Consider the following 13,924-nt stretch of genomic DNA (forward strand, 5'->3'; position numbering starts at 1 on the left):
TTTGGTCATGCAACCAAATAACGAGGTCGTGCTGATCGAGGATGCGCTCACCCCGGACGAGCTCGCGAGCCTCCTGGCGGAGCTTTCGTTGCGGGGCTTTCGTGCCACTGGCGGGCGCTATCCCGCAGGCTATCGCGACAACGACCGCTTGGTGTTCGACGACCCCGCGCTGGCCGAGCGGCTGTTGGCCATGCTCGCGCCGCACCTCCCGCGCGAGGTGACCACCGCCGATGCCGGGCGCGCGCAGCTGGTGGGGCTGAACCCTCGCTTCCGAGCGTGCCGGTACCGGGACGGCCAGTCGTTCCAGCGCCACCGCGACGGGGCTTTCTCCCCCTCGGAGGAGGTCCGCAGCGAGCGCACGCTCATGCTGTACCTGACCGACGGCGCGGCGCACCACGGAGGGCGCACGCGCTTCTACGAGAGCGCGGACCCGAGCGCGCTACCCACGCTCAGCATCACGCCGCGGGCGGGCCTGGCCACGGTCTTCCCGCATGACGCCTGGCACGACGGGGAAGCGGTCACCGGAGGCACCAAGGTGGTGCTGCGCAGCGACCTGCTGTACCGCCGCGTGGCGCCCGAGTTGCCGCGTCCCAGCGGGCATCGGGGCTATGTGTGGGACGTGGTGTCCGCTGGACCCGGGAGCTTCCGGAGCGTGGGCCGCGACGGAACGCTGCGAGCGTGGCGTGGCGGTGCGCGCGGCCTGCTCGAGACGTCGGTGCACACGCTGCGGCTCGGGTCGCCCATCGCGCTCGCTCGTGGCTCGAGCGGCGGCATGCTGGTGGGCAGCCGTCACGGCGCCGTGGCGAGCGTGCGCGTGGACGCGAGCGGTGTGCACACCGAGGGGCCGGAGCAGCGTGTCCATCGCGGTGCGGTGCTGCACCTGATGGGCCGTGGGGACGGATTCGTGAGCGCCGGGGCCGATGGCGTGGTGCAGGCGCTCGACGCCGATGGCGCTCCGCTCGCGCGACACGCGCTGCGTGGGGGCGGGTTCCTGTGGGGGCTGGCGGCGCTCCCGCCACACTCGGCAGCTGCCGAACCACGCCTGGGAATGTCCCAGCCGGACGCGCACGAGTGGCTGGTGGGCGGGGAGGGCGGTCGCGTCCATCGCCTGGTGTTCGATGGCGAGCGCTTCCACGAGCTGGGGCGCGTGCCCGCTGGCGCCGGCGTGCGCAGCTTGGCCGCCCACCCGACGGACGGCGCGTGGGTGGGTCGGAGCGATGGGCGTGTGGTGGCGCTCGCAGGCGGCCTCGCGATGCAGGCGCACGCGGGCCCGGTCACCGCGCTGGCGTTGCTCGGAGACGGCCGCCTGGCCAGCGGCGGGGAGGACGGCCGCGTGCTGCTCTGGGACCTGGCGGAGCTGCGACCCGGCAGCTCCGCACCGCCAAGGGTGCTCGCGCACCGCCACGACTTCATCACGCGGCTCTTGCCCACGCTCGGCGGCCATGTGCTGGCGGCCGGCTACGACGGCCAGGTCGTGCTCTTGCCCACCGCTTCGCCCGTCAGCCGTTCGCGGCGTACTTCACCCACACCAAGTCGGTGTTCAGCCCATACACCTGGCTGAGGTGGTAGGGGATCACCACGTCCCCGTCTTCGCGCACCAGCGCGGTCTTGGACCAGCGCGTCACCATGGCGAGGCCACTCGTCCCGAACGCCGAGGCGTAGCTGATGCCCCTCTCGAGCCCCGGCCGCGCCAGCACCTCGCCAGACAGCCCGATGATGGCGAGCCCCGTGTCGTCCTCCACTACGGCGCGCTCCCGCCCGAAGGGGAAGGCAAGCCCGTACCTCGGCTCGATCACCCACTCGCCCTGCATGTCCACGTAGCCCCAGGGCCCTCCGGCCTCGGGCCGCACCGCGATGCGGCCGCCACCTTGCTCACCGTTCTCGGCCACCCGCAGGTTCCCGAGGCGTGCTCCGTCGCGCGTGTAGAGCTCCCGCGTTCCGTCCGCGTGCATGGCCTCGAACAGCGGCCCACGCGCCTCCATGCGCCGGAACGAGGGCGCGATGATGGTGTCGCCAGTGGGCGCGAAGACGCCCCAGCCCTCGGCGGTGCGCGTGACCACGCGGCCGTCCTGCACGAACGGCGCGTCCACGTAGCGGGGCGTGACCACCACGCGGCCGGTCGGGTCGATGGACCCCCACAGCTTCGTCTCGTCTTGGAAGGGAGCGAGTCCGCCCATGAACGCGCCGGCGCTCACGAGCGTGGGCTCGATCACGAACGCGCCGCTCGGGTCGATGAAGCCCCACCGCCCGCCCGCGTAGCGGTCGCCCACGCACACCAGCGCCAGCCCCTCGGAGAACGAGGTGCCGAAGTCGTGGGTGGCAGGGATGACGAGCGCGCCGCTGCGGTCCAGGTAGCCGTACTTGCCGTCGAGCGTGACCATCGCGCGGTCGCCCGCGAAGTCCTCCACGGCGTCGTGCACGGGCGGGATCACGAAGGTGCCGCTTGGGTCGATGAAGCCGTGCTTCCACGTCATGCGCGCGGAGGTCTCGCTGAGCACCACCCGCTCGGTCTCGAAGCGCACGCGCGCGAGGCCCCCGCGGAAGTCGTGCGCTTGGAAGAACTTCGCCGGGATGGCGACGGCGCCCTGTTCGTCGAGGTAGCCCCATTGGAGAGAACGGTCCCGGAACCACGCGCGGCCTTCGGTGAGGGTGCCTAGCGCGCCGTAGCGTGGCTCCACGAGGAACGTGCCATCCGGCCGCATGAACCCCGCGTTCCCAGCGCGCTCCATGAGCAGCTTCTTCTCCACGTGCGTGTCTAGCCAGGCGTTGTGCGCGGCGCGGATGGCAGGGGGATCCACCGCGTGGTCCTCTAGCAGCGCTGTGTAGAGGGCCTCGGTGAGGTTCTGCGGCTCGTCGAAGCGTGTGCCCGCTAGGTTGCCCTTCACGCCGCGGATGCCGCGGTACACGGCGTACTCCAGCATGCCCGTGTCACCCACGAACCCGAGCGTGGCCGCAGCCCCCACGGAGGTCGCGGTGGCGAGGGCCAACGAGAACGCCTCCTCGGCGTTGGCATACGCGTCGAAGCCGTCGAAGTAGGCACGGACCGCCACGCGCTTGGCGCCGTCCTCGACGCCGTAGAACGTGTCGCCCGCCTTGGCGTGCTTCTTCAGCCACGCGAGCCACGCCTTCGCGTCGGTCTTCTCCGAGAATTCGCCCTTGGTCTTGATGGCGATCGCGGGCGCGCCCGCGTCCTCCACCTTGGCCCACGTGGCCACATCGCGCTTCTCCACCTCGAGACCCATGCCAGCGAGCGTCGCCAGCGCGTCCTTCAGCGACTTCGCCTTCACGGTGTATTCGTTGCCGAACAGCTCCGAGTCTTCGACGTCGATGCCCGCACCCGCGAGCGCAGCGCGCCCCTGCTCGAGCGGCAACGCCAGCCACTCCTTCTTCTGCGCGGCGGACTCGAAGGCTACCGTCAGGGACCCAAACACTCCGTCGTGCACGTGCAGCTCCTCGCCAGTGGAACTGCGGAGGCTACCCCCCGAGGAGACGTCGCGACAAGACGGCCTGCATGTCCCGCCGACCATCGGCCACCACGTAGATGATGACCTGCTTGCCCAACACCCGATAGATCACGCGGTACGGCGCAACCGTCACCTGGCGGTACTCCTTGATGCCCAGCGCCACCAGCTCTCTTGGGTAGCTCCCGCGCTCGGGGAACCGCGCGAGGTTCGCGACGACGTCCGTGAGCTGGTCCAGGAGGTGGTCGGCGTTGGCCCGGCAGTCGTGTTCGGCGATGTAGTCGTGGAGGGACTCGAGGTCTTGCTCCGCTCCCACCGTGAGCAGAACGTCGAACTTCACGCGCGCGCCCGCCATCACGCACCGGAGCGCTTGGCGCGGAGTCGGGCGATGACCTCTGCGGCCGGCTCGAGCTTGCCCTCGGCCACCTGCTGATTGCCGAGCGCCAACACCTTGAGCAAGGCCAGGGTGGCCTCATTCTCCTCGAACGAAGCCACGTCTTGGAGCACCGCCTTCGCTTCACCGTTCTGGGTGATGATCATGGGCTCGCGCCGCTCCGCGAGCGTAGCCAAGACTTCGGCGGCATTCGCCTTGAGGTAGCTGATGGGTTTCACTTGGGACGAGTAGCGCATGCACACCTCCAGAGACTCGAAGTCGGACTTAATTTAGTCCTTATGAAGTCCTGCGGCAAGCCACGCTTCAGTACCACCCCAGCGTGAAGGTCACGCCGATGTCCAGCACGGCTCCACCGTAGCGGTAGGCCTGCCAGTACTCGATGCCGTCGGCCACGTCCTCGGGGCTGCGCGTCACGCGACGGTCCTTCATCATGTTGGCCCGGAAGAACACGTCCACCGAAGCATTCGCCCCCACCGACCGGTGCGGGTCGTACGTGCGCTCGTTCTCGGCATCGAGCGCCACGCGCCCACCCGGATCGGCCGGCAGCCCATCCCCAGGCCGAGCCACCGCCCCGCCCGCTGCTGTCGGAGTGGGGCTCGGTGCCGCCGCTGGAACTCCCGGCGTCGCCGCACCCCGCTGGCCCGCAGGAGCCCCCCGCGACCCCGCCGTCGCCCAAGCAGGCTGCCCGCCGGCCCGCGACCCGGCCACGGCCTCGGCCTCGGACTCGGACTCGGCCTCGGACTCGGACTCGGACTCGGACTCGGACTCGGACTCGGACTCGGACTCGGACTCGGACTCGGACTCGGACTCGGACTCGGACTCCGCCTCCCCGTCCGCCAACGGGTTCCGCATGTGGTCCGGCGGGTCCCCGAACCGGTATCCCATGCCCAACGCGATGCTGTGCGTGTCCGCGTCCAGCACGTTCGCCCGACACGGGTCGTTCATCGCGGTTCGCTGCGCGCACCCCGCAGTCGCGCCAGGGCGCCCCACCGAAGCCGGCCGGAACCCGTATCCCGCGCGGAACGCGAGCGCCTGGTCCAGCACGCGCACCTCGGCGCCCAGCCGCGTGACCACCACGTTGCGCTGGCCGTGGTCTTCACGGACGGGGAAGCCCACCGCGGCCGCCGTGAGCGCGTTGTCCGGCGTGGCCACCAAGAACGGCCCCGGGTGCGCTGCGTAGTTGTACCAGGTGAGGTCCATGGCCACCGTCAGCATGTCCAGCGGCTCGGCGCTCACGCCGATGCCCACCTGGCGCGGTGTGTACCAAGCGGCCGACTCCACGAACAGCTGGATGGGGATGGACAGACCCAGCGCGCCCGCGTCGATGTTCACCGGCGTGCGCAGGTCGTGGTAGAGCGCGCCGCGGTACGCGATGCCCAGGTGCAGCCAGCTCGTGGGGTTGGCGTTGACCCCCACGTAGATGGCCGCGGTGGGCTGCAGGTTCCACTGGAAGATGACCTCGGACGGGTCGTCGGAGAGCACCTCGATCTCGGTGTTGATGCTCAGCGTGGAGTGAATGAGGATGCTGGCCCCGAAGCCGAAGCTGAGCTCCGGGATGGGGCTGTAGGCGATGCCCAGCGCGATGCTCAGCGCCTCCAGCTGCTCGCCATAGAGCAGCCAGTGGGGCTGCTGGTTGAGCGTGCTCTGGTCCAGCGTCATGGGGTTCTGCAGGCCGATGCCGAACACCATGCCGAACGACAGGTTGAAGGGCAGGTGGTTGCAGAAGCCCATGGTCACGCGCGTCTGGTCGCGCAGCGGCTTGGGCTCGGGGTAGTCGTCGTCGGTGGTGGGGTCCGCGTCCGGGTCGCCGGCCAGGGCAGGGCTCGCGTCCTCCGCCTCCAGGTTGTAGAGCGTGTGGCGGATGTCCACGCCCAGCTGGCTGTTCTCGCAGCGCGAGAGGTTGGCCGGGTTGTAGTAGGTGGCCGAGAAGTCCACCGCCGACGCCGTGCCCGCGCCGCCCATGGCGTTGGTGCGCGCGCCCACGCCCTGCACGTCTTCCGGGGCGTTGGCCCGCGCGGCAGGGCTCCCCGCCAGCAGCACGAACAACAGCGCATACGCGGCGCCCAGCGCGGTGCAGGCCCCGCGCATCTCGAGGTTTCGCATGGTCAATCTACCCAGCTCAGTTCTGTACGGACGAGAGCTCACCCACCAGGCGGTATACCGCGCCCAGGCCGCCCGTGTCGTCGTTCATGAAGCCCACCACGCCGTCGAGCACGCCCTCCACGTCGGTGGCCGTGAACTCCACTTCGTCGCTGGCCATGCACATGGGCTCGTCGGTCACGGTGGCCACGTCGGTGAACACGTCGCCGAAGGTGCACACGGGCAGCTCGCGGCTGGGCAGCGGGCCCTCGGAGATGGCGTCACGCACGATGCGCAGGATGACCCCCGTGCTGTCGCCGGCCAGCAGCTCGTCCAGCGTCTCCACGAAGCCACGGCCGCTGGTGCGCAGCTGCCCACTGACGGCGCCCAGGTAGCGGAAGAGCGCGCTCATGTCGCTGTCGGGCAGCTCGCTGGTCAGCAGCGCCGCCAAGATCTGCATCAGCGGCCCGTAGGTCTCCGTGTCCGGAGACGACAAGCTGGGCGTCAGCAGCCCGGTCACCCACGTCTCGAGGCGCGGGCCCTCGTCCGTGGTCTCGAGCGAGTTGGCCAGCCGCACCACCGTGGCGAAGTCGCGGTCCAACAGGAAGTCCACTGCCCCGTCCTGCGCCTCGTTCACGTAGCAGAGGTACTGCGCCTGCGGCAGGTCGGCCGCGTCGCGCACCACCTCGAGGCCCACCTGCATGAGCGGCAGCAGGTTGGGGTTGTTGAGCCGCCGCCGGCCACCCTCGCTGCGCGTCACCGTGATGCCGCTCATCGCATAGTCCAGCATGTGGTCCAGCTCGGGCTTCGCGCCGCGCTGGTTGATGCGGTTCACCATCACGCGCAGCGGCAGGAGCGTCTCGCGCAGCATGGAGGTGTTGGGGCGCTGGCCGGTGCGGGTCGTGACGGTGCGCGTCTCGGTCACGCGCTCGAGCGAGTCCACCACCACGTCGGCCATCGTCTGGCTCGCGTTGTCGCTGGCCGGCACGGTGACCATCAGCTCGAGGGTGTCCAGCAGCTTGTCGGCGCCGCCGCTGTGGATGAACTCGCTGATGACGGGCAGCAGCTCGCGGATGACGCTCTGCGTGTTGGGGTTGCCGTCCTCGTCGAGCAGGGCCTCCTCGTGCAGGAACTTCAGCAGGTTCACCAGCAGCCGCAGCTGCCCGCGGTCGTTGAACAGCTTCGCGAGCGGCAGCAGCGCGTCCAGGGAGCCGCTCTCGGCGAGGCCCTGCAGCGACTCCAGCTCGTTGAGCACCGCCTGTCCGTTGTTGCAGCCAATCGCGCTGAGCGCGCCGTTGGCCACCGCGTTGGCCACGCACTGGATCCACGACACGGGGTTCCACCACTGGAACTCGCACGAGTTGGCGAACACGTCGTCCACCACCCCCAGCACGTTGATGACCTGGCAGACGGTGCCGGGCTCGAGGTCCACCAGCAGGTCCAGGATCTGGTAGGCCACGGTGCCGCCGAAGAGGTTGCCGCAGTCCGCCGTGTACAGCAGCTCCACCACCTGCTCGAGCACGCTGCGGTTGTCGGTGCCCGTGTTCACCGGGCCAATCCAGCGCGGCTGGTCGTAGTTCACCCGCGTGCTGGCGGCCAGGTTGGGGTCGCTCGCGCTGCACGTGTTGGCCTTGTTCAGGTCCACGTAGTCGATCATCCACGCCAGCCGCTCGAGGAAGTCGGGCTGCTCCTGGCGCACCTCCACCAGCACGTCCAGCAGCACGCGCGCCGTGCTCTGCCCGCTGGTGTTGCTCGAGTCCAGCACGTCCTCGATGAGCGGCACCAGCTCGATGCCCAGATCGATCAGGTTCGGGTCCGTGATGCTGATGTCGGTCTGCGTGTCCGTCAGGCGAATCAGGTCGCCCACCGAGACGAGCAGGTCCTCGGCCAGCACAGGGTTGTCCGTGACCAGCACGGCCAGCGTGTCCAAGAACGCCTTCGGGCGGTCCACCTGCGCGATGTCCGTGACCATGAAGGCGATGTCCGCCAGCGGGTTGTCTGCCGAGGGGTACGCGCGGCACGTCTCGGTGCCGTCGTCGCAGGGCACCTGCCCACCCAGCACGGCCGCCGCCACGCCGTTCAGGTCGTGGTGCAGGTCGGCCTCCAGCAGCCCGCGGACAATCTGAACCGCCGCCGCCAGGCCCGTGCGTTTCGCGTCGTAGTACTCGTAGATGAGCTCGCCGTCGGCGTCGGTGGCCCGGCCGTAGGCGTCCCGCCCGGCAGCGTCGGCGGTGCCCAGGGCCGGCAGGTCGATCTCGGCGCCGCCCGCGTCCACCGGCACCCCGTCGGCGTTCACGTCGGCGGCGCCGTCGTTGTCGGTGTCCACGAAGGGCCCCAGCAGCGCGCCGCCCAGCTCGCGCACGCGCGGGTTGCCATGCACGTCCACGCGCGGCACCCAGGCCGCCTCGCCCGTGCCGGGGCCGAACACGAAGCCGCTCTGCGTGAGCAGCGTCTCCTCGAGGCTGCCGATGGTCAGACCGCTGCACATGCTCTCTTCGTCGCTTGCGTCGCCCAGGTTGCGCTCGGCCATGTAGAGCAGCGAGTCCAGCGTGTAGTCGATGCCGTCGTCGTGCGCCGCGAACAGCGCCAGGTCGTGCACGCGGTCGGTGAGCTGCGGGTCCGACAGCAGCCGGCTCACTAGCGTGATAGCCATGGACCCCTCGAGCACGGTGCGCGTGTCCTGCAGCGCCATGACCGACTGGATGGTCAGCCGCTCCGGGTCGAACTCGTCGCTGATCAGGAGCGCCAGCGCGCGGGCCACCGCCTCGGTCAGGCGCGGCAGGTCGCCATTGTCGATGACCGGCGCCAGCACCTCGCCCAGGATGGCGGGGATTTCCTCACGGACCTCGCCGTCCACCAAGTAGTCGAAGGTGGTGACGAAGCTCTCGTGGTGCTGCGTCAGCTGGGCGACGTACGTGTCGGGGCACGTCTCCGACTCGCGCAGGTTGGACAGCAGGATCTGATAGACCAGCTCACCCAGGCTCTTGGGCGTGGACGTCCGCGGATCCCGGAAGTCCGGAGAGGCGGGCGAGCAGCTTGGCAAGAGCGCGACGAGCAGCGCAGCGACGACGAACGAGCGAATCCGCAGCATGAGTACCCAAGGGGATCAAAGATGACCCGCAGGGTAACGAATCCCTGCGGGTGCGACCACCCGGTCAGCGTTCAAGAGCGGATTTTTTCGGGCTCAACAGCCGTCGGCGAGGATGACCTCGATGTCGTCCACCATGTGGAAGATGGGAGTCACCCCGGTGCGGGAGAAAGTGAGGCGGATGGGGATGACCTGCCCGCCCACGTTACGATTCAGACAGGACTGCACCGTGGTGGGGGTCAGGGTTCCCGCATGCCCGGCGTCGTCCGGGGACGGATTGAACGTGACGCGTCCGCCCTGCGTGGCGTTGTTGACCAGGTAGCGCATGCGGATGGCGGGACCCTGCACACCGGTCTCGTCCACGGGAATCTGCGCCACCACCGTGGCTGAGATGGACGAGTTCCCGTTGTCGTTGAGCCCCCACGCGAGCGAGTCGAAGAACATGCCCACCGACGCCGTGTAGCGCGTTACACCCGGGGTGAGCCCCTGAGGCGTGAGGATGAGGCGGCTGTTGGCGTTCCCATCTTCGAAGTCCGCTACGAGGCTCCCGACGCGGTTCGCGCAGTCGGGCTCCGACACGAACATCATGTTGTCCACCCCGTGGGCTTGGACGTGGTCGACGGCGCATGTGCCCGACGCATTGTCTACGTGCAGACGCAGGATGGAGGTGGTCCCTTGGAGCCACGGCGGGATGCAGATCGTCGCCGTCTCGAGCCCGCCCGTGCCGATGGCCTGTGCCAACGTCAGCGGGCGGAAGGCCTCCCCGAACTGCACCTGGAGTGTCTCGTTGAGGGTGCCTGTCACCGAGAAGCGCAGCGCGGGGTTGGGCAGATCCACGCCTGCCGGGAAGGTCACGGTCTGGGTAGCGTGCGCCTCCTGGCACACCTTCGTGAGGCTGGCCAAATACGCCCCTCCGACGATGCCCCCCGTGCCCGTCTGACCGTTGGCGTCCAGAAAGAACGTCCAGTCGGTGTTCGCCGCGAAGGTGCCGTTCGGCAGGGCGCCCGGTGTCGGGCACTCGTTCGGCAGCGCGGTCCGGATGCGAATCGAGTCGATGGCAAAGGGCTCGCAGTTCGGCGTGTCGCCGAGGGAACACGAGCCGCCTTGGTCCTGGGGGTCTTGCACCAAGACCACCGGCACGTTCGGGCCGTAGCCCGTCACGGGCAGGCACGCGGTCCCGATCTGGTCGGGCGGCTGAGCTCCGGACGCCACGAAGCTGAGGCGCTGGTAGGTCTCGCCCACGATCAGCATCGGGCGGGACTTGCACTCGAACTCAGGGCCGCGTTCGTCGATGCCGACTTCCACCACGAACGGCTCGGCGCTGGAGTAGGGCGGCATCTGGATGACCTGGGCGATCCCGGAGGTGCCGCACGCGCCCGCGAGCTCGGGCTCGGCCACGCCGTTGCCTGCCCCGTGCTCATTCTCATCGATGGTGACCTGGTTGGTGAACCAGGCCGTTGGATCGGCGATTTCGCCATCCAGGAAGCCACCGCCGTTGAAGCCGCCTCCCACCCACGCGCAGTCGCTGCCGAGCAGGTCGTAGCCCACCTCGCAGTCACACACTGGGATGGTCAGCTCTTCGTTGCAGCGCTCGTGGAGACCGCACGTCCCCGTGCATACGCCCTCGCACACACTCTCGCCGTTGAGCTGCCAGCCCTCGGCGCAGCCGTCGCAGGCAGCCCCCTCGTACGGGAAGACGCAGTCGCAGAACGCAGCGCCACCGTCGTCCACGGCGCATGCCCCGTTGGCTCCGCACTCGGGTGCTCCCACCTGTCCGCAGACATCGATGCACTCGACCAAGGGGTCGCCGCCGAAACCGTCGGGGCAGGCACAGGTGCCCACGCCGAAGAACGGCACGCAGACAGCGGCCGTGCCGCAAGTGACGCCCTCACAGGGGTTCGGGGACTCGCCGTCACCGGGGGTGGTCGGGAGGTCCGAGCCCTCGGTGAACACGGCCGTGATGCACGCTCCGCCATCGACACAGAACTGATCGGGCGCGCACGCCTCGATCATGGCGCCGCTGCACGGCGTGACGTCCAGGTACATGTAGTAGAAGCGGGTGCTGCCGCCGACGAAGCTCGTCCACGCGACCCCCTCGGCCACGATGCCGTTGCCGGCATCAAGCGCGTACACATGAGCCACGAACTCGTCGGCCACGTCGCGGCACCAGCGCGAACGTGAACGGCCACTCGGTCATGGACACGAGGGTGGTCTCGATGGGCTCCGTGCCGCCTGGCTCGAAGAACTCCACGCGCATGGTGGCTGTGGCGGCTTGCACGGCGTCACTGCCGTCCACGTAGAGCGTGACCTGCGTGCGCGCATCGCTGCAGCCGGTCCCGAAGAGAGCGAGCGCCAGCGAGAGCGTGGCGCCACGGAGAAGAGAAGTAGAGAAGCGGGTCATCATCAGAGCTCCACCGTCACGGTGTTGGCGTCGAAGGCGAGGGGGCCCTGGGTGCCACCCGAGGCGCCCACGCCGATGCCCACGGCCGCGCCGACCACGACCACGCCGATGATGGTCCAGAACCACCACTTGCGGGTCACGGGCTGACGCTCGGAAGGCGTGGGAGGAGGCGCGTCACCCTCGCCCGAAGCGGCGGCCACGGCTTCGGGCGTCAGGTCCGGCCGCGCGTTCTCGCGCAGGATGCGCACGCGCTCTTGCACCTCGGGGGCAAGGTCACTCTCGGGATCGAGCTCGAGGAACCGCTCGAAGGCCTCGATGGCCTCTTGGTCACGGCGCAGGCGGTCGAACGTGGTGCCGATGTTGTACAGCAGCGCGGGGCGCTGGCTGAGCTCGTAGGCCTCCTGGAACGACGCCAACGCCGACTCGTAGCGCCCGCGCGAGAAGGCGACACGGCCCGCCTCGAAGTGCACGCGGGCCTCTTCGTCAGCGCTCGACTGTGCGGCGGCAGGGGTGGCGTCGAGCGACACTCCGGCAAGGACGGTGGCCGCCAGCAACACGCCGCGCAGCATCCAACGATTGGCACCCATGATCATGCGACCATCCCTTTGGCTAAGTACAACGCCGAACGTAACAGCTAGAGCTGCGGCGTGCACCCGGAGCGGCCATATCGGCCACCTTCAGCCGCGCTCGCCCATGCGGATGCGCGGGTCGAGGGTGGCCACGGCCACGTCGGCCAGCAAGTTTCCCAGCTGCACCAGCACGCCGAACATCAGCACGGTGGCCATGATGATGGGCACATCCAGCTTGTTGATGGCCTCGATCGTCAGCATGCCCAGTCCAGGCCAGTTGAAAATTTTCTCGGTGATGATGGCGCCGCTCACGAGCCCCGGCAGGCTCAGTCCCAAGAGCGTGACGATCGGGATCAACGCGTTGCGCAGCGCGTGGCGCACCACCACCGGGAACGGGCCGAGGCCCTTGGCCTTGGCAGTGCGCACGTAGTCCATGCGCAGCGTCTCCACCAGCTCGCCGCGCAGGATGCGCGCGTAGGTGGCCGCGCCGCCAACCGCCAGGATCATGGAGGGGAGCAGGCCGTGGTACACGTGGTCCCAGAAGCCCACGCCGTAGCCCCCCATCGGAAACCAGCCCAGCAGGAACGCCACCACGAAGAGCGCGATGGGCCCCGTCACGAACGTGGGCACGCTGATGCCGGCGAACGTGATCACCATGATGCCCGTGTCGGTCCACGTGTTGCGCCGCAGCGCCGCGAGGATGCCCGCGCCGATGCCGAAGATGAGCTCGAAGACCATGGCCATGACGCCCAGCAGCAGCGTGCGCGGCATGCGATGGCCAATGACGGCCGCCACGTCCTCGCGGTGCGTGTAGCTGGTTCCCAGCGAGCCCTGCAGCAGCCCGCAGTAGCCCTCTCCGTCATGGTAGTCCGGCGAGTCGAGGCGCACGCACGGCGACACCCCCAGGTAGCTGCCGAACTGGGCGCCCGTGGGCTGGTCGAGGCCCTTCTGACGCTTGAAGTCGGCGATGGCGTCTGCCGTGGCGCGGGGCCCGAGCGCCACCGTGGCCGGGTCGCCCGCCACGTGCACCAGGAAGAACACCGCGGTGACCACGGTGGCCAGCACGAATAGCGCCCATAGCGTCCGCTTCACCAAGTAGCGCGTCATCGTGCACCTCCCGTGACGTAGGTGCTGTCGGCCACGCGCCGCCGCGGCAGGTCTAGCCACACGTCGCGGTAGTTCTGCGACCACACCGGGTGCGGGTGATAGTTCATGACGTACGGCTGCCACAGCTCGGCGCCGAGATCGTTGCTCAGGAACGCCCACGGCGCGTCGCGTGAGACGATGTCGTTGGCCTGGCGATACAGCGCGAGGCGCCGCTCGCGGTCGGGCTCACCGCGCGCCTGGTCCAGCAGCGCGTCGAGCTCCGGGTTCCGATAGAACGAGCGGTTCTCGCTGGCCGTGGGCCGGATGTTCTGGCTGTGCAGCAGGATCTCGAGGAAGTTGCTCGGGTCCGGGAAGTCCATGTTCCAGGCCGAGGGGAACAGCTGCGCCTGCCCCGGCTTGCCCGTCTCTTCGAGGTACACCGAGAAAGCCACCTGGCGGTACTCCACGCGGATGCCGATGCGCTCGAGGTCGCGGCCCCACTGCTGCGCGGCCACGAGCGAGCCCTGGCTCTCGCCAATCCACGCGGTCACCGGCTCCGGCAAGCCGTTGGGATAGCCCGCCAGGCGCATCTCTTCGCGGGCGCGCTCGAGGTCGAAGCGCTGCAGTGAGGGCAGGTGCTCGTCGTAGCCCGGGATCATGGGGGGCAGTATCTGGCCCGCTGGGAGCGCGCGGCCCTGGGCCATCTGCCGCATGAAGTCGCGGTCGATGGCGGCGGCCACGGCGCGGCGCACGTGCACGTTGTCGAACGGGGCCATCTCGGTGTTCATGCACAACCCGCGGATGGTGGCCTCCCGGCTCCTCGGCCATGTAGGGCGCCCACGCCTC

11 protein-coding genes are annotated in these 13,924 nt (G+C 69.3%); 1 reads left to right on the top strand and 10 read right to left on the bottom strand.

Annotation, left to right across the window (positions count from 1 at the left end; translation table 11 throughout):
• The first annotated feature begins 7 nt into the window (after positions 1 to 7).
• Complete coding sequence (locus IPI43_23055; GenBank protein ID MBK7776974.1) at positions 8 to 1,561, top strand: 2OG-Fe(II) oxygenase; 1,554 nt, start codon at positions 8 to 10, stop codon at positions 1,559 to 1,561.
• Here IPI43_23055 and IPI43_23060 read toward each other — a convergent pair.
• The 10 genes from IPI43_23060 to IPI43_23105 form a co-directional block, all read right to left on the bottom strand.
• Entirely contained in the window at positions 1,500 to 3,443 is a 1,944-nt protein-coding gene (locus IPI43_23060) for a WG repeat-containing protein (GenBank protein ID MBK7776975.1), read from the bottom strand. The two genes, IPI43_23055 and IPI43_23060, sit on opposite strands and share 62 nt — an antisense overlap.
• Positions 3,444 to 3,474: 31 nt before the next feature.
• Entirely contained in the window at positions 3,475 to 3,816 is a 342-nt protein-coding gene (locus IPI43_23065; protein ID MBK7776976.1) for a type II toxin-antitoxin system RelE/ParE family toxin, read from the bottom strand.
• Positions 3,816 to 4,091, bottom strand: a complete 276-nt coding sequence (locus tag IPI43_23070; GenBank protein ID MBK7776977.1) for a type II toxin-antitoxin system Phd/YefM family antitoxin — start codon at positions 4,089 to 4,091, stop codon at positions 3,816 to 3,818. The genes IPI43_23065 and IPI43_23070 overlap by 1 nt, the downstream gene beginning before the upstream one ends.
• A gap of 67 nt (positions 4,092 to 4,158) precedes the next feature.
• Positions 4,159 to 5,958, bottom strand: coding sequence for an outer membrane protein transport protein (locus IPI43_23075; GenBank protein ID MBK7776978.1), 1,800 nt, complete (start codon positions 5,956 to 5,958; stop codon positions 4,159 to 4,161).
• A 16-nt stretch (positions 5,959 to 5,974) separates the two neighbouring features.
• Complete coding sequence (locus IPI43_23080; protein MBK7776979.1) at positions 5,975 to 9,025, bottom strand: hypothetical protein; 3,051 nt, start codon at positions 9,023 to 9,025, stop codon at positions 5,975 to 5,977.
• 93 nt (positions 9,026 to 9,118) lie between these two features.
• Complete coding sequence (locus tag IPI43_23085) at positions 9,119 to 11,179, bottom strand: hypothetical protein (protein ID MBK7776980.1); 2,061 nt, start codon at positions 11,177 to 11,179, stop codon at positions 9,119 to 9,121.
• Positions 11,142 to 11,426, bottom strand: coding sequence for a hypothetical protein (locus IPI43_23090; GenBank protein ID MBK7776981.1), 285 nt, complete (start codon positions 11,424 to 11,426; stop codon positions 11,142 to 11,144). The genes IPI43_23085 and IPI43_23090 overlap by 38 nt, the downstream gene beginning before the upstream one ends.
• On the bottom strand, positions 11,426 to 12,010 hold the full coding sequence (locus IPI43_23095; GenBank protein MBK7776982.1) for a tetratricopeptide repeat protein: 585 nt from the start codon (positions 12,008 to 12,010) through the stop codon (positions 11,426 to 11,428). The genes IPI43_23090 and IPI43_23095 overlap by 1 nt, the downstream gene beginning before the upstream one ends.
• 90 nt (positions 12,011 to 12,100) lie before the next feature.
• Positions 12,101 to 13,099 carry an ABC transporter permease gene (locus IPI43_23100; GenBank protein ID MBK7776983.1) on the bottom strand — a complete coding sequence of 333 codons (999 nt, stop codon included), beginning with the start codon at positions 13,097 to 13,099 and terminating at the stop codon, positions 12,101 to 12,103.
• The gene (locus tag IPI43_23105) at positions 13,096 to 13,866 is read right to left on the bottom strand and encodes an ABC transporter substrate-binding protein (GenBank protein ID MBK7776984.1); all 771 of its coding nucleotides are present in this window, start codon (positions 13,864 to 13,866) and stop codon (positions 13,096 to 13,098) included. The genes IPI43_23100 and IPI43_23105 overlap by 4 nt, the downstream gene beginning before the upstream one ends.
• Between the last annotated feature and the right edge of the window lie 58 nt (positions 13,867 to 13,924).

Source organism: Sandaracinaceae bacterium (genome assembly GCA_016706685.1).
Taxonomy (GTDB): domain Bacteria; phylum Myxococcota_A; class Polyangia; order Polyangiales; family Houyiibacteriaceae; genus JADJJE01.

Coding starts and splice junctions, on each gene's coding strand:
- IPI43_23055 (MBK7776974.1), top strand. CDS start 8: ATGCAACCAAATAACGAGGTCGTGCTGATCGAGGATGCGCTCACCCCG.
- IPI43_23065 (MBK7776976.1), bottom strand. CDS start 3,816: ATGGCGGGCGCGCGCGTGAAGTTCGACGTTCTGCTCACGGTGGGAGCG.
- IPI43_23070 (MBK7776977.1), bottom strand. CDS start 4,091: ATGCGCTACTCGTCCCAAGTGAAACCCATCAGCTACCTCAAGGCGAAT.
- IPI43_23075 (MBK7776978.1), bottom strand. CDS start 5,958: ATGCGAAACCTCGAGATGCGCGGGGCCTGCACCGCGCTGGGCGCCGCG.
- IPI43_23080 (MBK7776979.1), bottom strand. CDS start 9,025: ATGCTGCGGATTCGCTCGTTCGTCGTCGCTGCGCTGCTCGTCGCGCTC.
- IPI43_23090 (MBK7776981.1), bottom strand. CDS start 11,426: ATGATGACCCGCTTCTCTACTTCTCTTCTCCGTGGCGCCACGCTCTCG.
- IPI43_23095 (MBK7776982.1), bottom strand. CDS start 12,010: ATGGGTGCCAATCGTTGGATGCTGCGCGGCGTGTTGCTGGCGGCCACC.
- IPI43_23100 (MBK7776983.1), bottom strand. CDS start 13,099: ATGACGCGCTACTTGGTGAAGCGGACGCTATGGGCGCTATTCGTGCTG.
- IPI43_23105 (MBK7776984.1), bottom strand. CDS start 13,866: ATGAACACCGAGATGGCCCCGTTCGACAACGTGCACGTGCGCCGCGCC.